At 57.7% G+C, this 20268-nt stretch carries 16 protein-coding genes and 3 pseudogenes; 9 read left to right on the forward strand and 10 right to left on the reverse strand.

Going from position 1 to position 20268, the window contains the following annotated elements; genetic code table 11:
* Positions 1-79 precede the first annotated feature (79 nt).
* Positions 80-994 (forward strand): annotated as a pseudogene (locus PFRI_RS05505) (SAM-dependent methyltransferase); the annotation flags it as partial.
* A gap of 154 nt (positions 995-1148) precedes the next feature.
* Here the strand turns inward: PFRI_RS05505 and PFRI_RS05510 are convergent.
* Together PFRI_RS05510 and PFRI_RS05515 are read right to left on the reverse strand one after the other, a co-directional pair.
* Positions 1149-2565 (reverse strand): annotated as a pseudogene (locus PFRI_RS05510) (Tn3 family transposase); the annotation flags it as partial.
* A gap of 69 nt (positions 2566-2634) precedes the next feature.
* Positions 2635-3986, reverse strand: a protein-coding gene (locus tag PFRI_RS05515) for an IS3 family transposase (protein WP_111445361.1) whose coding sequence is annotated in 2 segments (ribosomal slippage) — positions 2635-3650 and positions 3650-3986 — 1353 coding nt in all. Because the reading frame shifts where the segments join, the coding sequence is not laid out codon by codon here.
* A gap of 77 nt (positions 3987-4063) precedes the next feature.
* Here PFRI_RS05515 and PFRI_RS21825 point away from each other — a divergent pair.
* Positions 4064-4165, forward strand: a pseudogene (locus tag PFRI_RS21825) (aldehyde dehydrogenase family protein); the annotation flags it as partial.
* Between the two features lie 462 nt (positions 4166-4627).
* On the opposite strand, the gene PFRI_RS05535 reads toward PFRI_RS21825, so the two are convergent.
* The 4 genes from PFRI_RS05535 to PFRI_RS05550 all read right to left on the reverse strand — a co-directional run bounded on the left by PFRI_RS05535 (position 4628) and on the right by PFRI_RS05550 (position 7608).
* Entirely contained in the window at positions 4628-5260 is a 633-nt protein-coding gene (locus tag PFRI_RS05535) for a tyrosine-type recombinase/integrase (RefSeq protein WP_047998255.1), read from the reverse strand.
* Positions 5261-5436: 176 nt separating this feature from the next.
* Positions 5437-6336 carry a dihydrodipicolinate synthase family protein gene (locus PFRI_RS05540; RefSeq protein ID WP_072629730.1) on the reverse strand — a complete coding sequence of 300 codons (900 nt, stop codon included), beginning with the start codon at positions 6334-6336 and terminating at the stop codon, positions 5437-5439.
* 13 nt (positions 6337-6349) lie between these two features.
* Positions 6350-6985: a LysE family translocator gene (locus PFRI_RS05545; RefSeq protein ID WP_072629731.1), complete on the reverse strand. Its 636-nt coding sequence runs from the start codon at positions 6983-6985 to the stop codon at positions 6350-6352.
* A gap of 11 nt (positions 6986-6996) precedes the next feature.
* Positions 6997-7608 carry a LysE/ArgO family amino acid transporter gene (locus tag PFRI_RS05550; protein WP_072629732.1) on the reverse strand — a complete coding sequence of 204 codons (612 nt, stop codon included), beginning with the start codon at positions 7606-7608 and terminating at the stop codon, positions 6997-6999.
* Positions 7609-7703: 95 nt separating this feature from the next.
* Between PFRI_RS05550 and PFRI_RS05555 the strand changes: the two genes are divergently transcribed.
* Positions 7704-8609 (forward strand): LysR family transcriptional regulator ArgP, encoded by a 906-nt coding sequence (locus PFRI_RS05555; RefSeq protein WP_072629733.1) that lies wholly within the window; start codon positions 7704-7706, stop codon positions 8607-8609.
* Between the two features lie 259 nt (positions 8610-8868).
* On the opposite strand, the gene PFRI_RS05560 is transcribed toward PFRI_RS05555, so the two are convergent.
* Together PFRI_RS05560 and PFRI_RS05565 are read right to left on the reverse strand one after the other, a co-directional pair.
* Positions 8869-10185 carry a type II toxin-antitoxin system HipA family toxin gene (locus PFRI_RS05560; RefSeq protein ID WP_072629734.1) on the reverse strand — a complete coding sequence of 439 codons (1317 nt, stop codon included), beginning with the start codon at positions 10183-10185 and terminating at the stop codon, positions 8869-8871.
* Positions 10175-10507, reverse strand: coding sequence for a helix-turn-helix transcriptional regulator (locus PFRI_RS05565; protein ID WP_072629735.1), 333 nt, complete (start codon positions 10505-10507; stop codon positions 10175-10177). Before PFRI_RS05565 ends, PFRI_RS05560 begins: the two co-directional genes overlap by 11 nt.
* A gap of 561 nt (positions 10508-11068) precedes the next feature.
* Here PFRI_RS05565 and PFRI_RS05575 point away from each other — a divergent pair.
* The gene (locus PFRI_RS05575) at positions 11069-11407 is read left to right on the forward strand and encodes a DUF736 family protein (protein WP_072629736.1); all 339 of its coding nucleotides are present in this window, start codon (positions 11069-11071) and stop codon (positions 11405-11407) included.
* A 385-nt stretch (positions 11408-11792) separates the two neighbouring features.
* Here the strand turns inward: PFRI_RS05575 and PFRI_RS05580 are convergent, their stop codons facing one another.
* Together PFRI_RS05580 and PFRI_RS05585 are read right to left on the reverse strand one after the other, a co-directional pair.
* The gene (locus tag PFRI_RS05580) at positions 11793-12404 is read right to left on the reverse strand and encodes a DUF3800 domain-containing protein (protein ID WP_072629737.1); all 612 of its coding nucleotides are present in this window, start codon (positions 12402-12404) and stop codon (positions 11793-11795) included.
* Complete coding sequence (locus tag PFRI_RS05585) at positions 12388-12927, reverse strand: helix-turn-helix domain-containing protein (protein WP_072629738.1); 540 nt, start codon at positions 12925-12927, stop codon at positions 12388-12390. The genes PFRI_RS05580 and PFRI_RS05585 overlap by 17 nt, the downstream gene beginning before the upstream one ends.
* 516 nt (positions 12928-13443) lie before the next feature.
* Here PFRI_RS05585 and PFRI_RS05590 point away from each other — a divergent pair.
* From PFRI_RS05590 to PFRI_RS05605, 5 genes are all read left to right on the forward strand, one after another.
* On the forward strand, positions 13444-14109 hold the full coding sequence (locus PFRI_RS05590) for a DUF6088 family protein (protein ID WP_072629739.1): 666 nt from the start codon (positions 13444-13446) through the stop codon (positions 14107-14109).
* 528 nt (positions 14110-14637) lie between these two features.
* Positions 14638-14814, forward strand: coding sequence for a hypothetical protein (locus PFRI_RS21295; protein ID WP_170124821.1), 177 nt, complete (start codon positions 14638-14640; stop codon positions 14812-14814).
* Positions 14815-15325: 511 nt separating this feature from the next.
* A complete protein-coding gene (locus PFRI_RS05595) occupies positions 15326-16048 on the forward strand; it encodes a helix-turn-helix domain-containing protein (protein ID WP_072629740.1) in 723 nt (240 codons plus the stop codon).
* Positions 16041-17969: a relaxase/mobilization nuclease domain-containing protein gene (locus tag PFRI_RS05600; protein ID WP_072629741.1), complete on the forward strand. Its 1929-nt coding sequence runs from the start codon at positions 16041-16043 to the stop codon at positions 17967-17969. Before PFRI_RS05595 ends, PFRI_RS05600 begins: the two co-directional genes overlap by 8 nt.
* A gap of 15 nt (positions 17970-17984) precedes the next feature.
* Complete coding sequence (locus PFRI_RS05605; RefSeq protein WP_072629742.1) at positions 17985-19898, forward strand: type IV secretory system conjugative DNA transfer family protein; 1914 nt, start codon at positions 17985-17987, stop codon at positions 19896-19898.
* Positions 19899-20268: the final 370 nt, after the last annotated feature.

A 20268-nucleotide genomic window follows, 5' to 3' on the forward strand; every position in this document is an offset into this window, starting at 1 on the left:
AGCCCTCTCTGCTCTTACAAAGTGTAGAGGGGGCTTTTTGTCTTTTGGAACTCAGACCCTGATCCAAAGGACAAACCCCATGGCCAAGCCAACCCCAACAAACCCTGTTCTTACCGTCTCCGATCCCGATCTTTCCACCGCTCTGAGGCAGATGGGAGCGGAGATTGATCACCAGCCCCTGCGCAGTTCGGCGCTTGCCCATATCATGCGGGAGGCGTTCGGCGGCAGCGATGCCAGTGGCGCGTGGGACTGGCGCATGGCCTATGACCTGATGCAGGCTGCGGCTATCCAGGTGCTGCTGCGTGGGGACGGCGCGGAAGGTGACATCGCCGCCGCAAAGCTGCTTGCCTCACGGCTTCTGACGGAAACGCGCCGGTCAGAGCAGCAGATCCGGCTGCAGCAGTTTTCCACACCGCTGGCATTCGCGACCATGGCGGTGCGGGCCGCAGCGATCCGCAAGGGCGAGACCGTGCTGGAGCCCTCGGCTGGCACCGGTGCCCTGGCTGCTTTCGCCGCCCGGGCCGGTGCCGCGCTTATTCTCAACGAAATCGCCCCCTTTCGCCAGCGCCTCCTGCGCGCGGTTTTCGGCGGCGAGGTGACGGGCCATGACGGCGAGCATATCGACGATCTGCTGCAGTCGCCGGTTCTACCCGACGTCGTGGTGATGAACCCGCCCTTCGCCTCATCGGTCGATCGCTCCCGAGACAAACACATCGCGGCCAAGCATCTCATCGCTGCCGCGAAGCGCCTCGCGCCCGGGGGGCGGCTGGTGGCGATTATGCCGCCTGGGTTCAGCGCCAAGCGTGATGCCGCGCATTGGGCACGTGCCTGTGGGCTCCTGACCCCACGCCTCGCGCTGACGATCCCGGGGCAGGTGTATCGCAAGCTCGGCACCTCGGTGGAGACCCAGCTCTTGGTCTTCGACAAGGTGCAGGAGGGTGGTGAGTTCATCCGCGCCACGGTGCGGGATCTGGACGACGCCTTGGCATATGTGGGGTAGATTCCGGTAGGGGGCAGGATCGTATCACAAGGCCCTGACGCCCCCTATTTCCCTTCAATTTGAGCTCTGTGGTCGCCTTCGTGGTGGCGATGAGCGCTGTGCGCCCGTTTGGTGGCTGTGAAGGCGGCAAGATATAGGCATGATTACTTCACAACCTACCCCCGGTTTGCCGCCGCCAGCGGTACTCGCCAGTGAGCAGGATGTGCGCCCATCCGAGCGGGGAGATATGTGCCAGTAGATCGGGGCCGCAATTCAACCCGGCCCGCTGCCGCGCGGCCACGGCCTGACCGAGGTACTTGGTGTTCCAGTAGATGATGATGGCGGCGAGCAGGTTGAGGCCGGCCATGCGGTAGTGCTGCCCCTCGGCGGTGCGATCGCGGATTTCACCCTGTCGCCCGATACGCAGGGCGTTTTTCAGGGCGTGATGGGCCTCGCCCTTGTTCAGGCCAATCTGGGCCCGGCGCTGCATGTCGGCGTCGAGTATCCACTCGATGATGAAGAGGGTGCGCTCGACGCGGCCTATTTCGCGGAGCGCGACGGCCAGTTCGTGCTGGCGCGGATAGGCGGCAAACTTTTTGAGCAGCTGAGTGGGCGGCATAACGCCCGTCACCATGGTGGCCGCGGACCGCAGCACGCCAGGCCAGTTTTGGACGATAAGACCCTCGCGGATCTTGCCACCGATCAAGCCACGCAATTCATCCGGCGCTGACGCCGGGTCAAACAGATGGAGCCGTCTGGATGGTAGGTCACGAATACGCGGGATGAACCGGAACCCGAGCAGCGAAGTCACGGCAAAGACATGATCGGTCAACCCGCCGGTGTCGGCATACTGCTCTGTGATCTTCCGCGCGGCCTCGTTCATCAACAGCCCGTCCAGGATGTAGGGCGCTTCGCTCACGGTGGCCGGAATGTTCTGGGTCGCGAAGGGGCCGAACTGGTCGGAGACATGGGTGTAGGCCTTGAGGCCCGGCTCCGAGCCATATTTCGCGTTGATGAGATTCATAGCTTCGCCTTGCCGGGCAGCGGGGAAGAACTGCCCATCGCTGGACGCAGTCACACCGCCGCCCCAAAACTTGGCCATAGGCAGCCGGGATTGCGCCTCGATCACCATGGCGAGAGCCTGGTTGATGGCGTCGCTTTCCACATGCCATCGAGACAGCTGGAAGTAATCATGGGTGTTGGTCGCCTCGGCCATCTTGCTGAGCCCGAGGTTCAGGCCCTCGGCCAGCAACACCGTCAGCATTCCGACCTGATCTTTGCAGGGCGCGCCGGTTTGCGAACTGGTGAAGGTTTCCGTGAAGCCGATATCCGTATCAACTTCCTGCATCAGCTCGGTGATCCGTATGGCGGGCAGCTGGTCGTAGAGGTCGAGCACCATCTCGTCCGCCTCTTCGGGCACGGCTGCGCTCAGGCGATCGACCTTCAGGATGCCGTTCTCGATCGACCCACCGGGAATGGCCCCCGCGCGCCGCTTTGGCCAGGCGCGCCAGGCCGTCGGTCATGCGTGTCTTGCGGTCGGCAAGCCAGGCTTCCGGATCGAGCGGCACGGCCAGTCTTGGTATGTCCGTCGTCATATAAAATGGGACATCAGAGCGGCTTGAGCATTGAAGGCTCTGGCTCGTTTGTGTGATTGATTATGCTGCTTGTTTTTGATGTTGCAAGCGGCGTTGTTGGATTGTCCGTTTTTTGATCTTTTGCCTTTCTCTCAGGATGGCTTTGTCACGGCCGAAGTAGACGTCTGCGGGTGTGACGTTGTTCAGGCTCTCGTGGTAACGCTGATTGTTGTAATACTCGACGAATGCGCCGATCTGACGCTCAAGGTCGCCGGGCAGATAGTAGTTTTCCAGCAGAACTCTGTTCTTCATGGTCTGATGCCAGCGCTCGATCTTGCCTTGGGTCTGCGGGTGGAATGGCGCACCGCGGACATGCTTCATGCTTTGCCCCTCCAGCCACTCCGCTAAATCATCTGAGATGTAACAAGACCCGTTATCGCTGAGCAGGCGTGGCTTGTGACGCACGGTGGCTTGGCCGCATCCCGATGCCGTCAGCGCCAGTTCGATCGTGTCTGTTACATCTTCAGCCCGCATATTGGTGCAAAGCTTCCATGCGATGATGTAGCGGCTGTAATCGTCCAGGATCGTGCTCAGATAATACCAACCCCACCCGATGATCTTGAAGTAAGTGAAGTCAGTCTGCCACATCTCGTTGATAGCGGTCGTCTTGTCCGTGAACTCGTTGGCCGCTTTGATCACCACGTAATCAGGCGCAGTGATCAGGTCGGCTGCTTTTAGAATACGATAAGCCGATGATTCAGAGACAAAATACCGCTTCTCATCCGTGTATTTGACTGCAAGCTCCCGTGTCGACAGCGCCTCGTGTTCTAGCGCAAACTCGATCAGATCATCACGTCTGACGTCTGGGATACGGTTCCAGACAGACCTTGGGCGCGGCGAGCTGTCAGCCAGCGCATCAAACCCACCGTCGACATAGAGGTCATACCATCGGTAAAAAGTGCTGCGTGGAATGCTCAACATGTCCAAGGTCTGTTTGACTGGCAAATGCGCCCCCTCAACGGTGCGGATGATCTCAAGCTTCTCAGATGCAGGATATCTCATTCCTCGAATCCCCCAGCCCCTGTCATGCTTTTTTTGAGCAGACGGTTCTCAAGGGTCAGGTCGGCGACACATTCTTTCAGGGCCAAGGATTCAGAACGTAAATCCTTCACCTCAGGCGATGTCGCTTGACGCGCAGTGTCCCCAGACAGACGCCGCTTGCCTGCCTCCAGAAATTCTTTCGACCAGCTGTAATACAAACTTTCAGCGATCCCTTCACGGCGGCACAGCACCGAGATGCTTTCCTCACCACGCAGGCCCGCCAAGACAATGCGGATCTTTTCCTCAGCTGAATAGGTTTGCCGCGTCTTACGGCGGATGTTCTTGACCACCTTCACGGCGGCCTCTTTCGATGTTTGCGGCTTCTTCGTCATCTCGATCTCCTAATCGATAAGATGAACCAGAAATCCTCCGCTATTCAAATCCTCAAATCTGTCCCACGGGTGCTGACGTCAGACATGGCGGTATGAAGCAATCGGGAAATGGACGCGAAGGTGGCAAATACGGCATCGAAGACTTCCTTGAAGCCAAGGCCATCGCCGGGTGGCCCTGAGGCTCTCATTGGTCTTCCAATTTGGTTTTTGCGAAAACCTGGGCTTTAATCGGTGTGGGACCACTTCACTCTTTCACTTTGGGCTGGCCGCGCTGATCGGGGCTGGAAAAAAACTGACCGTCGCCACGATGGCACTTGGCGTTTTCGACACGTCGCACATGCCGGTGACAACTACTGCTTTACTCACTGGACGAGAATTGATCTTTTAACTTGCTCACAGGTGCCCAAGATCCCGCAATCCGCGAAGCAACCGACCCTTTATCACCACGTATCGCCGCAATGGCCGGTTCCTGCGCCGCGAGGCAGCTTAAACTATCATGCACCCGATTACTTTTTTCTGCTGCGAGCGCGCGCAGCGAAAAAATCAAATTCACAGTAAGGGCTCAGTCCTGCCGACCGCTGCGGGAACCATGAAGGCCTGGTCTTGATTGGCGAACGGCAATAGCCGCACGCCAACTTCGTTCAGATGTCGATCCGTTCAGCAATGCTTAGCGCATCTTCCAGCTCAACGCCCAGATAACGCACTGTGCTATCGACCTTTGTATGGCCTAACAAAAGTTGTACGGCGCGGAGGTTCCCCGTCTTGCGGTAAATCTCCGCAGCTTTGGTTCGGCGCATCGAGTGTGTTCCGTATCCGCTGGGTTCCAGGCCAATCGCTGTAACCCAGTCACGAACAAGTCGACCATATTGACGTGTTGAGATATGCGGGCGGTCGTGGAAACGGCTCGGAAACATGAACCGGCACCCGATCATCTCAGGAGATCGCACCCACGCAATGACGGTATCTCTTGTGTTTTCAGTGATTTCGAACTGAACGGGTTTCTTGGTTTTACTCTGGACTATTGAAACGCGTTCGCGAACGCGGTCATCTTTGACCAAATCGGCCACGGCGAGTTTTACCAGATCACAGCCGCGCAGCTTGCTATCAATCGCAACGTTGAACAGCGCAAGGTCACGAAGATAACCCGAAAGTTCAAGCCGCGCCCGGATGGCCCACACTTGTTTGGGAAGAAGGGGACGTTTTTGGCCGATGATCCGACCCTTGTTCCAGGCTTTGTGTTTTGGGGTAACTGCAGGAAGTTGCACTCTTGGCATAATATGCCCTCCAATCCTCCCTCCAAACCCAGACATCAGCACAGCGCTCACGAAGAGAATATAGCATCGGTTCGAACGTTCGTTTTCCGAAATCGCTAGAACGCGGTATCTCTGCCTGTGCATTCGGGCGCACAGAGCCCTTTCAAGACATTCCCGGCGTAAGCACAGTCCCCTGATCAGACGGCGTCCTGGAGCAGCGGACGCAGCGCCACCTCGACCCTTTCGCGGGAGGCAGGCTCGAGCGGCAGGATCGGACGCGGCGGGGTGATGCGCCCGAGACCGAGGATCTCCGCGATGGTAAACATCACGCGGAAGCTGCCGAACTCGCGGAACAGCGCCCAAAGGGGAGCGAAAGCGTGATCGATGCGCTCGGCTTCGGCCGCATTCCCGGCCTGAGACGCGCGGGTGAGCGCGAGAGCGGGTTCCGGCAAGAGGCCGGCCACGACGCTATACCAGCAGGCACCGCCTGCGAGCAGCGCGTCCTTCGCCCCCCAGTCGCCGCTATAGCCCACGGCGAAGCCATCCGGCGTCACGGCCCGCAGGCTCCGCATCTCGCCCGCGTAATCGCTGTCCGCCGGCAAAGGCATCTTGACCGCGGCCACGTTCGAGATTTCGGCCAGACGCGCGATCAGGTCCGGGCTGAAGGTGAATTTGGTGGTGCCCGGGTTGTTGTAGATGCACAGGGGCAGCTCGCCGGCCGCGGCGACGGCCTCGAAATGGCGAAAGACCTCATCATCGGTCAACGGCTGATAGGACATGGGCGCAAGAAGCAGGCCGTCCGCCCCGGCTTTCCGGGCGTCTCGCGCGAGGTCCTCGGCAACATCGGTCGTGAGAGCGCCGACACCGACGACAAGCGGTGTCCGTCCCGCCACGCAATCTACGGCGGCCCGGAGGGTCCGCTTGCGCTCTTCCGGTGTCAGGTAGGCGTAGCCACCGGTGCTGCCGAGCAGTCCGATGGAATCCGCTCCCGCAGCCACGATCCGCTCGAGGAACCGTTGCAGAAGCTCGGATTTCAGCTGCCCCTCGTCATCAATGGGCGTGAGCGGGAAGGCCGAGAGGCCGGTGAACAAGGTCATGTGAACATCTCCTTCAAAAGCGTGACATGAGCAGGCGCAGGCCGGCGAACCCGAAGAAGGCAGCCAGAACGCCCTCGATTCCGCGTCGGGCCCGCCGGTAGAGGCGGATCATCGGTTCCGTGGAAAACACGACCGCGTAGCCGGTGAAGATCATCACGCTCAGGATTGCGCAACCTGCTAGAATGGTGGCCACATCATGCCAGGATGGCTCAGCACCGAGGCCAAGCGTGACGAGGGCGATCCAGGCCAACACGGCTTTCGGGTTCGCCAGATGCATGATCAATCCATGACGGTAGAGCGCGGCCGAGGACGGAGGAGTATCGGATCGTGCCGGTCCGGTTGAGGTTGCCGGGTTGGAAGACAGCGCATTCTGGGCTGCGCGCCCCGCGAGGTAGAGCAGGTATAGGCCGCCGCAGATCTTCAGGAAGATCAGGGCCTCGGCATAGCGCGCGAGCAGCGCGGAAACACCGGTGGCCGCAGACAGCCCCCAGAACAGCGATCCGGAGATGACGCCCGCCGCCAGGGCCAGCCCGGCCCGGCGACCATGGTTCATCGCCACGCCCATGATCCGAAGGGTGCTCGGACCGGGGCTCCCGGCCGCGATCACATAGGCGGTGAAGACGACGAGCAGGTGGTTGAAATTCTCCATGACGTGTCCTCTCAGGTTCCGGCCAGCAGCTTGAAGGCGATGAGCCACATTACCAGCGCGATGAGCGTCTCCAGGACGCGCCAGGCCGCTGGCCGCTCGAACACCGGTCTCAACTTGGTGGCACCGTAGCCGAGAGCGAAGAAGAACACGAACGACCCCAAAATCGCGCCGATCGCGAAAGACCCTTGGCTGTCGGTTAACTGCGTGGAAATGGTCCCCAGCAGGACGACCGTGTCAAGATACACATGGGGGTTCAGCCAAGTGATCGCGAGGCAGGCGATCAGCGTGCGGAAGAGATCGGTCATCGGCAGCGAGGAATCCGCGGCCAACGCCTCATTCGAGCGCAACGCGGACAGAAGACTCTTCACGCCATACCAGATCAGAAAGGCCGCGCCGCCGTAGCGCATCACCGGCTCGAGCCAGGGCAACCACTCCGAGACGGTGTGGAAGCTGGTCACCCCGACGGTGATCAGGATCGCGTCCGAGACCGCGCAAGTGAGACAGACAGCCAGGACGCGCTCGCCGCGCAACCCCTGTCGCAGCACGAAGGCGTTCTGCGCGCCGATCGCCACGATGAGGCTGAGGCTCATCATCATGCCGGTGAAAAAAACTGCGATATCCATATGTGGGCCTCTGGTTCAAAAAAACTGCCCTTGGACTATTCGGTCGCAGTAGATTAGACAAATTAAAGTCGCTGATGCCAATAAAGGAAAACTAAATGGCTGTGGACTATGCAGCTCTTCGCGCCGTCGCCGCGGTCGTCAGGACCGGCAGCTTCGAAAGAGCCGCCGCTTCTCTCAACGTGACCCCATCGGCTGTCTCGCAGCGCATCAAGCATCTCGAGGAACGCCTCGGCGCGGTGCTCATCGAGCGTGGAACGCCATGCACCGCCACGGACAAAGGCCTTGCGCTTTGCCGGCACATGGACCGCGTGGGGATGCTCGAAAAGGATCTCATGGAACATCTGCCTGAACTTTCCGGGGCGGAAGGTGCCGGACAGGTAACCCTCAACGTGGCGACGAACGCCGACAGCCTCGGGACCTGGTTTCTCGAGGCCATCGCCTCCTTCACCAGGGCCACCGACTATCTCGTGAATGTGGCGATCGACGACGAGGACCATACCGCCGACTGGCTGCGGCGCGGTCGCGTGCTTGCCGCCGTTACCTCGCTGGAACGTCCTGTGCAGGGGTGTCGTGTCACGCCGCTCGGTGCGCTGCGCTACCAGGCGACGGCGAGCCCCGACTTCGTTGCCCGATACTTCCCTGACGGCCTCACGAAGGAGGCGTTCCAAAACGCGCCCGCTCTGACCTTCAACCAGAAGGACCGGCTCCAGAACGTCTGGGCGCGCGAGGTTTTCGGGCAAGACATGTCATTCCCCACGCACTGGCTTCCTTCGACGCAGAGCTTCCTTGAGGGAAGCCTCGCCGGCATGGGGTGGGCGCTCAATCCGGTACAGCTCGCCAGACGCCATCTCGAGCGCGGAGATCTGGTCGAGCTGGCCCCCGGACAGATGCTGGAGCGGCACCTGTTCTGGCAGATCAATCGGCTGGCCGCCGACCAGCTTCACGAGCTGTCCCGGTTAATACTCACGGTAGCGCGGCGGGAGCTCAGCTCGCAAGCATGACGCTCATTGGAAACGACAGCTTGGTCCGCGACCTGTAAGTTCGCCGCCTGATCCATGCTGCCACCTGCACGAATGGCCCGATGTTCTGCTGCGCGACAGCATGAAGTTTTTCGCTCATGCCGCATTTCTCCCGCTGCGAGCGCACGCAGCATAAAAACAAAATGGCAGGGTCGGGCTCTTCGGTAGCCTTCGCTGCGATATTTACGAACGGCTGGTTTTGCTGGCCGTAACGGCCAAACGCCTTTAAAGTGACCCCTCTCTAAGCTGACAATTGCTTTCGTGATCCCTCAAATAGATCAGTTAACGCTCCATGCTCCGGGTCCAGCCCTTCAATGCAGTAGGGATTCAAGAATTGCCGACCGCCAAACAGGGCTTTGTCTGTTGCGCTGAGGTCAACAAGATCACAGACTGCATCCCATTCACCGGCGATCGTGACAATCTGTTGTGTGATGATGTCGATTGCTTCGTCGTCCGTGAGCAAGAAGTCAGGGGTGGCAGCAAGGCAATTGGCCAATGTGCTCATTCGGTTATCGTCCTTGATCAGCATTGCCTGTGTCGCTTCATTTCCGGTTCTGCCTTGCGGGCAGATGTCATAGGCAGGGGAGAGCGAAAGCATCTTGCCGTCCCAAAAGGCTGCATGATTGCGGGCATGATCGTCCGTGTTGCCACAGAGAACGTTAAAGCAGATCCGGCCAAATAGTTCTCGTAGCGTCTCCTTGGGCTTGTCGAAGCGGTGACGAATGATTTCGGCCATATCCTCATAAGAGGCGTAGCGCGCCATCATTTCATCCAGCCCAAGGATCGTCAGCGCCGACACCATCGCTTTGCGATGCCAAGCCTCACCTGCGCGGGTGCGGTCAAAGCGCTCAATCAAGAGCACGTCTTTGCCGCCGGCATTGACCATTGAGACGGGCGCGACGTTCAGACCGCATGCAGCAGCTAACTTCATCGCGATGAATTCCGCTTTAACGACACTGTAGAGGTCGCCGCTGGCCGAGAACTTGGCGATCAACTTGCGATCGCCGCGGTCAATAAGCGCCTTGGGCCGTGCGCCACCGATTGACGTGCCGTGATTAAGCGCTTGATCAAGGCCAGGTGTCAGCGGGACGCCTTTCTCAATGAGGCTGGCTGCCTGGATAAGCTCCTCATAGGTCGCTTCGGATTTTTGACGCGGCACATACTCCGTTGCTGCTGCTTGGAAATCAAGAGCGCCAATGCGGTCAGAACCAGACGCAAGCAGGTAGGATATTTCTGTAATGTTGCCGATTTCGGCTTCACGCGCCTTTGCGCCCACCAAACGATTGATGATCACGCGCCGGCCCCAAGCATCGGGCGAGCCGTCTCGAATACAGCTGGCCATCGAAAGCCCGGCCTCAGGCTCGATTACGCCTCGGCGTAGGGGGAGTTCGGGCGCGTAGATTGGTATTGCATCGGTGCGGGCGAGGTAACTTGCACCGTAGTTGAATACGAACCGATCCGCATCTTGGGTAATGCGCCCCGCCACGACTGGGGTAGGGCTTTCCGGCAGCCAAATCCAGACGAAGGCCTCTGATGCTTGATCAAGGTTAGAAGTCATCGTTGACCTCCTGTTTTGATGTCCGGACGCTCTTAGGCAGCAGCGTTAGTTTTTCATCAAGACGGGCTTTGTGCATGGCAAGGGCACTGTCGTCGACATCAAACAGTCGGACGCCAACAAGCGCAGCAACCTCGAAAACTGTACCGATTTCGGGGCCGGGCGCTCCTTTTTCGATGTTGTACAACGTTGTGCGGCTGATGTTTACACGGTCCGCAAGGTCTTGCGCTGTCATGCCGCGCTCCGTGCGTCCGACTCGGATCAGCTTGCCGAAGACAGACAAAGCCTGTTTTGTCACACGTGAATAGCTTCTCTTGCGCTTCATATCGCACCATCATTGTCTGGTTAGATGGACGTTAGCGGCTTTACGTCCAATATACTGAACGAATATGGTCAATCGGTAGCCAAGTCAAGCTGCTGTCCAGTTTTCTGAACGCAACGCTACTTATGTGCAGTTAATTGAACGTCACGGGTCCTTGGTGCATCCACTCCAGCCAACCGACTTCACCAGAGTGTGTGGGAAGATCAAAGAGAACAAGGCGTGGCGTTCTCGGGCTTGGCAGAGGCTGCGTCTCCTGATTGGCGCATTGTCAGTCAAACTGGAAATGAAAATGCCTGATCGCAGTTTCTTTTGGCAGCGTTCACTATCAGCGACGTGGCCATGCGCTTTCTCCGTATGTGTTGAGTTGCTCGATAATGCTGGTCGCAGCTGTCGCCCCGTCCACAAAGGTTGTCGCCGATCTTTTTCCCCTGTCCCTGCGGGCCATTCCTCGCGGGACAAAAAGATCCGCGCCTGCCCCTCTCCGCTGCGCTTCGCCTGCGGTGTGTCCGTGCCTTAGCCAGCTGCAAAGTGACCATCATTGCAACGCAAACAAGGAGAAAAGCAATGACCACGAACTGCATCAAATTCACCAGCGACGACATCGAAAACGCAAAAGCTATCGGTTCAATTTCAACCCTGACCTTCGACCTCGACATCACGGTTGAACCCGTTGCCAGCAGCAACCCGATGGCACCGACGCATCGCGTCCTTGGGCGTTCCCCTCGCGGCAAACTGGTCGAATGCGGTGGCATCTGGAAGAAGCAGAACAAAGACACCGGTTCCGACTACTTCACCCTGACGGTCCGCGATCACGCCTTCAATGCCAACCTTGGCAAAGCCGCGAGCCAAGATGACATGTCCCTGCAGGCCATCATCCCCTGGGGTCCCAAAGAGGCCGCTTAACAAACAAGCCAGGCCGCTTCGGCGGTCTGGCTGCCGTCTCTGCACCAAAAAGAGAATTTCAGCGCGATGAGATTGCAAGTACAGGGGACTGGTGGCCGTGCTTGATTGGTCTTCTTTGTGCTAAGGTATGATTTGAAGGGCTCCAAGTTGCGGTGAAGAGAGTACTTAAAGGCACGGCTCGAAAACAGCGATGTTGCCCTGTGATAGAGCGAACGCAACAGGGAGTAGTTGATTATTAACCCCACCCATGCTATCTAATGTACAGACAGGAAGCTGTCGGCGACCCGTTATGCCGTGTGCAGGGCGAGCGTCGCGGTGACCCGAGCCATAAAAGGTAAGGTTGCAAGCCGCTCCTAAAAGCCGCCCTTTGGGCGGTTTTTTTGATTCAGATGACGCGAATGCCAAAGTTCTCATGTAGACCTTTCGCGTTGTCCTCGCCCTTATGAATCCACATTCGAGAATACGCCACTAGGTCCGCCAGCTGTAGCAATCGTGACGCCGCTGAGTCGATCTGGCTGATCTGATTGACCGCTTGGAAGCGCCCGTCATTGTCACAGGCCTCTTGAAGCAACCTCTGGCATTCTGGGTCAGTGTTGTGATGGTTCTGGTCAAGGATCAGCTCAACATTCCCTAAACCACGATTGTTGATCTTGTGCAGTTTGCGAAACTGCCCAATCGCAACCTTCACAGTCTCAATAACATTGCCTGCATAGATTGCTGGTGCTGTCCCATCGATAACGGTCCCCAACCGGTTCATCAAAACCATCTCAGGCCTGTCAGTTTGTGCATATCGCCCAAGAAGGCTTTGCAGATACTCTTTCTTGAGATTGACCGCATGCAACTCGTTTGCATTGGGTTCAAGTAGGTCACTCAGAGATTTGTCTGCCTTACCGCATTCTCGCGCCCACGCCATGACGCAGCCTAGCGCAAAACCATTCTGACCTGCCGTTCCGCATTCATCAATGAAGCAGAGGATACGCTTATTCTGGGCTGCCATCGGTTTTGCCCTTCGTATTTCTGGCGTTGGCTCTTGCGTTCGGCTTCTCGGTCAGAGTCGTTGATTGCCTGCGCTCCTTTCGTTCTTCAGCAAAATCAGGCTCAAGCTTCTTCAGTGCCTTAACCAACCCATCAAGATGGTACCTGTTTGAGCCGTAATCGCCTGCCGCAGTTTTCCATTGCTCACGCATCACAAGGCCACGCTCTTCAAGTGCCTTGATATTTATGCGCAGTGTCTGCTCCGTAATTCCCATCCTTTGTGCGAGATCACGCTTGGACGGGAACGGGGGACGGGCAGGGTCAAACCAATAGCTCATAAGTTGCGCAACAATGTTGAATTGCGTCGTGCTAATCCCGAGCCGCTTTTGTCCGCGCATCAAGATGTTGGGCAAAGCCGTGTAGCCATGGTCCATGACCTTCGCGCCAAAGATTCTCTGGGTCGACGACTTCTTCTCAGCGTCGACCTCCGTATCAGGCTCTGGTGCTACTTTAGCCCCTACCTGTTTTTTAATTGATTTTGCCATCTTGGGCCTCCTTGGCAATTGATCTACGGAGGCTTTAGCGAGTTCTCAATACGCTGGCAGGGCCTACGGCTGGTGACTTTTCCACCCTACCTGAATTACGATATTGCGCTGCTCATGACTCGCGCTTATCGAATGACGCTGCTATCGAATGACGCTGCTTAGGTGCTTTAAAATCAACGTCAGGTGGGTACGATAATCGCACCTACCGTATGGTGGAAAATATATCAACGCCAAAGTGGGGATTTCGGCCAAGGGAACCCGACTTTACGTGTTTTCAGCATATTACTTTGCATGTTTGATCGCATCAACTGCAATCAGTTATGGCTTTTTTCACCAGAGTATTGTGCGTCTTTGACGTTTGCCTCCCGTCGCGCTGCCGTGATGTGGGTTAACCGTCCCAGTTGGTGGGCAACACTGCGGTTGTTTGCATTGGCAGACCCGCTCAGGACGTGTGAATTCGAAGCATAGAATACTCGTTGGGTTTCAAATGTCCGAAATTTGTAGTATATTTCGGACATGTCAGATATTGCTCGCATCCAGACTTTGCCAGATCGCCTCCTCGCGCGCATTATTGATGTGCCCCAGCGGGTTTGGACTCCAGTGGATTTTGTCGACATCGGCGGCCGCGATGCTGTCGACAAAGCGCTGCAGCGCATGGTCACGTCTGACCAGTTGCGGCGGATTGGGCGAGGGCTTTACGACAAGCCATCCCAGAATGCGCTGACAGGCAAAACTAGTGTACCCGACTACCGCGCCGTCATCGATGCAATCTCGCGTCGCGATCAGGTTCGCTGGTTGATCGATGGTATGACGGCTGCCAACACGCTCGGCCTCACCAATGCGGTGCCGGCTAAAATCGAGGTGCTTGTAGATGCACGGTTGAGGCCTGTCTCTCTGGGCAATCAAAAGATCGTTTTCAAACAGGCAGCTCCAAGTCGGCTGTATTGGGCAGGGCGCCCTGGCATGTATCTGGTGCAGGCGTTGCACTGGCTTCATGACGCTATGTCGGATGATGTTGAGCGGAAGGCCGTTCTCAAAACGGTACGCCGCATGCTTGCAGATAAAGAAACGGGTCCCACTCTTTTGGACGATCTGAAGGGCGGCTTGTCAGCCATGCCGATCTGGATGCAGGAAATTTTGCGGGGGCCTCTGTTTGATGCGGCCGAGGTTCATCAGGGATGAGCATGGAGGGTTTGAACGCCTCGCTCGTGTCACGTGCAGACTTGGCTGAGCGTGTGGGTGGCTACGACAGAAAACCGAGACGATGATCTTCGGTGAGGCTCCGTCCTTTGATGCAATCTTGGTGTCGATTGGGGCGCTTGAAGACCAATTGAATCGAGCCTGATCTTGTCGGTTTGAAGCGGCTGTGCGGTTTCTTGAGGCGGCTTGATTTGCCGCATCTTCGCATTTCAGTGTGGGGTTCTGTCCTCTGTCGAATGCAGGCAAACTGGTGGACGACGATCGATCTAACACCCCCGTTGTAACCCTCCCCATTGACCTGTTGGCCCATCAGATCGCTAGCCCGGAGGCGAGCGGCCTGCAACGCTTGGGTGAGGTTTCTGGACGGCTGACGCCTTGCGCTTCGCGCACAACAAACATCGCCCGTCGCGTGCTCCATTTCATTGCGCCCCAAGTTGGGTGCAACCCGCTCTGATGCCTCCAGACTTTTTCACGATCCGTCCAACGACGATCAATGGAAAGGATCACAACATGACATACGAACAATCCCTCGACCTGGCAGAACTGCAAGCTGACATGGCATTTGAAACCTACCTCTCAGCCTTTGAAGAGGGTGACCATCCCGAAGTCATCGACAGCCTCGCAACCGAGGCTCTGATCGCACAAGATCGCTGCGCAGATTTGCGCACTCAGGATCTGGCTCATTGAGCCAGATACCCCTGCGGATTGATTGATCCGCAGGGGTAAGGGACCTCCTGTTGGAGGCCCTGACAGGCAATTTCAGAAGCTGACACCGACACGGTCGGGCGTCAGCTTTCTTGGTGTTTTCATGTTGATCACTTGATGCGCCTTGGGGGCGCAAAACCTTGAGTGTTGTTTGGTTGGTGATGGCCCGCGCTCGCTATGTGCAGGCAGCCAATAGAGTCAGCCAGAACGGGTCTTATGCTTGGTATGGCTTTTGGCAGGCGGCGTAGGGGCCATCGAAATTCCAGCAATGCAAAAAGATAAATTGCGCAATATGTATTATTGATGTATGAAAGAAGGAGAAGAGAAGGACGTTGGCAGGATATGCCACTTGTCTGCGACATTTGTCCGAGGGGTCTGAGAGCGTGCCACGCAACAGTGAATCCGCCTGCACATGGATGCGCGTTTGCAAGCAAACGCTGCCTCGCACGCGCCGCCGGATATTTGATCTTGGATGTAGCGAGGTACGCTTGTGATGAAGACAGGAAGACCAAAACGCCTCAAGCTGGAGCAGCGCATTGAACTGGCGCGGCGTTACCATGCAGGTGAAACGCCAAAGGTCTTGGCAGAAGTTTACGGCGTCTCTCGCAGGCATGTGACGCGGCTTGCAAAGGAAGAGCACGGCGAAGGGCTGGCTGTGCGTGATCCCTCAGAACGGGTCAGCTTTCGCGCCTCAGCATCAGAGCTCGCAGCCTTTGACGCGGAGTGGCAGACACGTGGTTTTGCCAACCGTTCCCAAGCCCTCAATGCAGTGCTGCGCGGACGGTGTGGGTTCCTTGATGTGCCGCGCGATTTGGTTGCTGAATTCTGCGCAAGTTGGCGACAAGCCAAGGACGTCAGTGATGCCGGATTGGTGCTCGCGAAGGCGGTGCATCGCGGCAAGGTGTCAGTGTCATCTGAGGATCGGGCCTTGCTCGTTTCACTGCTTGATCTGGCGCAACGTATGAGCCGTGAGCTTGGTCAGATGAAAGATGCTGCGCAGGTCCGGCGCAAGCAGGATTGGCCGTCAAAGGAAGAAGGGGATGCAGCCGTGCGGGCGCATCCGGTGGAGCCTGCGCCTGTGGCTTCGGGATTGCGTTTGGTGGCAGGGGAGGGCGGTCGCGATGGGGTTCGAGCGTCAGGGGTTTTGGCTCCTGCTGGTGGGTCTGCGCCGGAAGCGGGCGCGGCTGTGATCGATCGGAACATCTCCAATGGCTGATCCGCTTGCCCTCTACAGCTCTGTCATGGGGAAGCTCTGGGAGGATGAGCGGATCCGGGGCAAAGCGGCGGCGCGGATTGATGCGCGCATCGCGGGTCGACGGCAAGGGCGCAGCTTTGGGCGGGTGGGATCCATGTCGGCACGCAACGTTGCCAAGGCTGCCAGTGGTCAGAGCCGTGCAGCCGTGTTCAAGCGGATCAGGGCAGGGGGGTGCAAGACGCAGGCCTCTCTTGGCAATCAGCTTACCTATATCAATGACAAGGCGGTCTACACGTACTCGACCATGACCAATGCGCTGACCGATGACGCTGTGCTGACTGAAGATCAGAAGTCCGACATCATTGAGGCGTGGTCGCAGACCTGGCGCGGATCGACCAAGCTCGGGTTCACCTCTCACATGCTCCTGTCGTTTCCGACGGACGTCACCGTCGATCAGGTGCGCGACATCGCGATGGACTGGACCGAGCATTTCTTCGAGAGCGGTGAGTATGGCGATCAGTGGGATTACGTTCTCGCCGTACACGACGACCGCGCCCACAAACATGCCCACATCATTCTGAACAATCGCGGCCTTGATCAAGGCACATGGTTTTCCTGTTGGGCCGAGGGCGTGATGTCGCCGCAGCTGATGCGCGAAAAGCAGGCCGAGATCGCGGAAGGTTATGGCGTCATGTTGGACGCCACCACGCGGCTTGAGCGGGGCATCTTCGAGAAACCCGCCGGTCTTGCGGAAATCTACCGCGCCAAAGAAGAAGCGCGCCTGCCGCGCGAGATCATCATGACGGCTGAGCAGTCTGCCGTCGCACAAGCCCAAGTCGTGGGCTTTGCCAAAGACTACACCGAGTTTGCAGACCTGCTGGACCGCATGGACCAGCGCCATCTGGCCCGCGCCGTGCGTGGCATGGCCAACAACCTTGGCACAGTCACCCCGTGGAAGTTCACCGAAGGAGAGATCGATATGAAAGACATCAAAACCGTCGGTGATGCCATCGACTATTCTGAGCGCACGATTGAAGCGTTGCGGCTGAAGGCCGAAGAATTGGATGTAACCGAACGCGCAGCGTTTGAGGCAAAGGCCGCTCCTGTCATCGCAGATCTGTCGCAGATGGTGCCCGACCCAGAATTGCGGACCCGGTTTGGTAAGCAGCTTGAAGAGCCCTATCCGCCTGGTGCAGGAAGCGAGGTGCTGATCGCAGCACTGCAATCGGGCAATGGCGATGGCTTGAAAGATGTTCTCGCGCAGGCTGATGAGGCGGGCATGGATGGTGACGAGTTGGTCGCACGCATCACAGCTGGCGGCACCAAGAATTATGGCATGGCGCAGGACTGGGTTGAGCGTGATATGAATGCCGTCCTGAGCAAAGACGGGCTGACGGTCGAGAGTGCCAGTGATGAGCAACTCGATAGGGCCTTGGAACGTGTGGACGGGGTTATGGAAGCCCTGACCGAGCGGGCCAAAGAACTGGGCGTCGCAATTGGACTCGGCCTTGCAGAGGAAGAAGCGGCAGACCTGCCTTTGATTGATGAGGATGATCGCAGCCCCAATACCTATCTGCAGGATTTGGCGGATATGCTGCGCGACGGGCAGTTGTCGGAAGCCCAAGAAGAAACCGTTGAGCGCACCTTGCAGGCCGAGTTGTTCAAAGAGCTGGGTGAGGAAGGCCTCGGCGAGCTGCGGCGTGGGAACTATGAAGTCCTTGATGACGTGTTGCCCAGCAAGATCGATCAGATCACCGTCACGCAAGAATTCCTAGAAATGACCTTCGAAGAAACCGGCGACCAAGTGTTCACCGATCGCGCATCCAGTCTGCAGCAGGACAAGGCAACCGAAGTGGCGCAGCTCAAAGGGCAGCAAGAGGCTCAGGCCTTGGGCAAAGATCTCGGGCGCGATCGTGGTCTCGACGACGATATGGAATTCTAGAGCGAGGATGAACAGATGAACAAAGCATTTCCTCTTTGGGCTGCCCTGCCCTTTGGCGCAATCTGCGGCGCGATCCTCGGGACAATCGTTGCCAGCTTCTATCTAACCTTGGCGCTGCGCACGGGGTTTGGCAATTTCGACATGTTGGCGGTTTGGAATGCCAGCACGGGATTGCGCGCGGCACACCCCGAAGCCTTCAAGGTCGCCTATGGCGCAGTTGGGTTCGGTTCTCTGGGTCTTGGCGGTCTCGCACTTGCCTGGACTTGGAAGAAAGAACGCGATGATTATGGTTCAGCTCATTGGCAGACCAAACCTGAGCTTATGAAAAATGACATGCTCCACGAACCAGGGGAGGGGTTTGTCTGCGGCAAGCTCGGACTGCCAAGGTCAAAGGGCGGGTTCATTTCCTCCGCGGCCATTCCGCATGTGATGATGGTGGCCCCAACGCGGGCCGGTAAGGGTGTTGGCTTCGTGATACCGAACTTGATGGCCTTCGCAGGCTCGGTTGTGGTGCTCGATGTCAAAGGCGAGAACTTTGAGAAAACCTCTCGTTTGCGCGCGCTCAATGGAGATGAGGTCTATCGCTTCAGCCCCTTTGATTGGTCCAATGCCACGCATCGCTACAATCCGCTGTCGCGCATCGCCAAAGCACCAACCTTTGCGCAGCGGTTCACCGAAGTCAGCATCTTGGCCGATCTGTTCCTCGATAAGGATAACAAGACGCTGGATACGTTCTCTGAAGCGGGCAAGTCGATCTTTGTGGCCGCCTGTCTGCTGGCGATCCAGCGGGGGACGGCAAACCTTGGCGAAGTGAACAAGATCGTTGCGGGCGGTGAGTACAAGAATGCGCAATACAAAACCTATGCCGATGAGGCCGAGGAAGCCATTCTACGGGAGCTTTGGACCAACGCGGCGAGTGCGTCATCGCGATTGCTGACGTCGAATATTCAGGCGCTGATGACTGCGGGTCTAAAGCAATGGGACAATCCGGCGGTACGCTCAGCCACGCAGGACAGCGATTTTGACTTTGCGACGTTCCGCAAGACGCCGCAGTCGCTCTATATTGCGGTGTCTGAGGATCATATCGCGACGCTGGCACCACTGTTGCGGCTAATGTTCGCGGACTTGATCGCGTCAATCCGGTTGAAAGAGCCGGGACCAGACGAGCCATGGCCCGTTATGATGATGATTGATGAATTCCAGCAGATGGGCGCGATGCCATATCTGGAGCGCGCGATCCATTCGTTGGCGAGCTACGGTGGCAGGGTGGCGATGATCGCGCAGTCTCTGGCGTCGCTGGATCGGATTTATGGATCTGAAGGTCGCGAGAGCTTGGAGAACGGGGCAGGGCTGAAGCTTTACATCACGCCGCGGGATCAGCGGACGGTGAAGGAGGTGTCGGCTGCCGTGGGGAGCACAACGCGGGAAGCTGTGACGCGGATGTATGGGCGGAACAAGGGGATATTGGGTGCGACCTCGACATCGGCGCGATTGGAAGAGCGGCCGTTGTTGTCAGAAACTGAGGCGCGTCTGATGGATCCTGATGAGGTGATCATTCTCGCTTCACCGCAGCATCCGATCAAAGCGCAAAGGGTGAAGTATTTCGATGATCCGGTGTTTAAGGCGATGGACGCCAAACAGAAGGACATGCCGTTTCCTTATCCGCCAAGTGTGGAAGGTGTTGGGCCATGGGGTGTCGGAAGTGACGAAGACAGAGCGCAGGGGGCGAATGATACAAGGGGCCATCCGCCGGCGCGAGATCGTGCAGAACGGCGCGAGGCGCGGGGGATGCGGGTCATGGCTGAAGGGGTTGAGATGGAACAGCAGCCTGCGCCGGAGAAGTTGGAGCGCGAGGCGGATGTGCCGAAGGCTTGGGAGCAAACGCTGGATATGCGGGAGGATGTCATCGAGGAGTTACTTGGCAGGTAGTTTTTAGCGTTGAATTGGATGGGATTCGTTCGGGTCCACTGCCGCAAATCCAACAAAAGCCCAAAACTCCTTGGTGCTGCAGCCTGCGCCGATGGCCGCAATAGCGATCAAAGCCGTCATCTGACAAGCTGATCCAGCCTGTCCAGTGATGGATCGGGCAGGTTCATTAGTAAATTCGATAACTTGATTGACGATGTGTGCACGATGTGTGCAACGCAAATTCGCGCTAAGCCGCGCATTATTGCGCGTTTGGCTGTCGAACATATCTATTCGAATTAACCTGGGCAGTTGTCGCAGGAGTTTACAAGAAAGTGTATATATCACGTTCCAAGAGGGCCCACCAAGCTCGCTCGCGTTAACGCGGATTGCG

This window comes from Planktotalea frisia (assembly GCF_001890925.1).
Taxonomy (GTDB): Bacteria; Pseudomonadota; Alphaproteobacteria; order Rhodobacterales; family Rhodobacteraceae; genus Planktotalea; species Planktotalea frisia.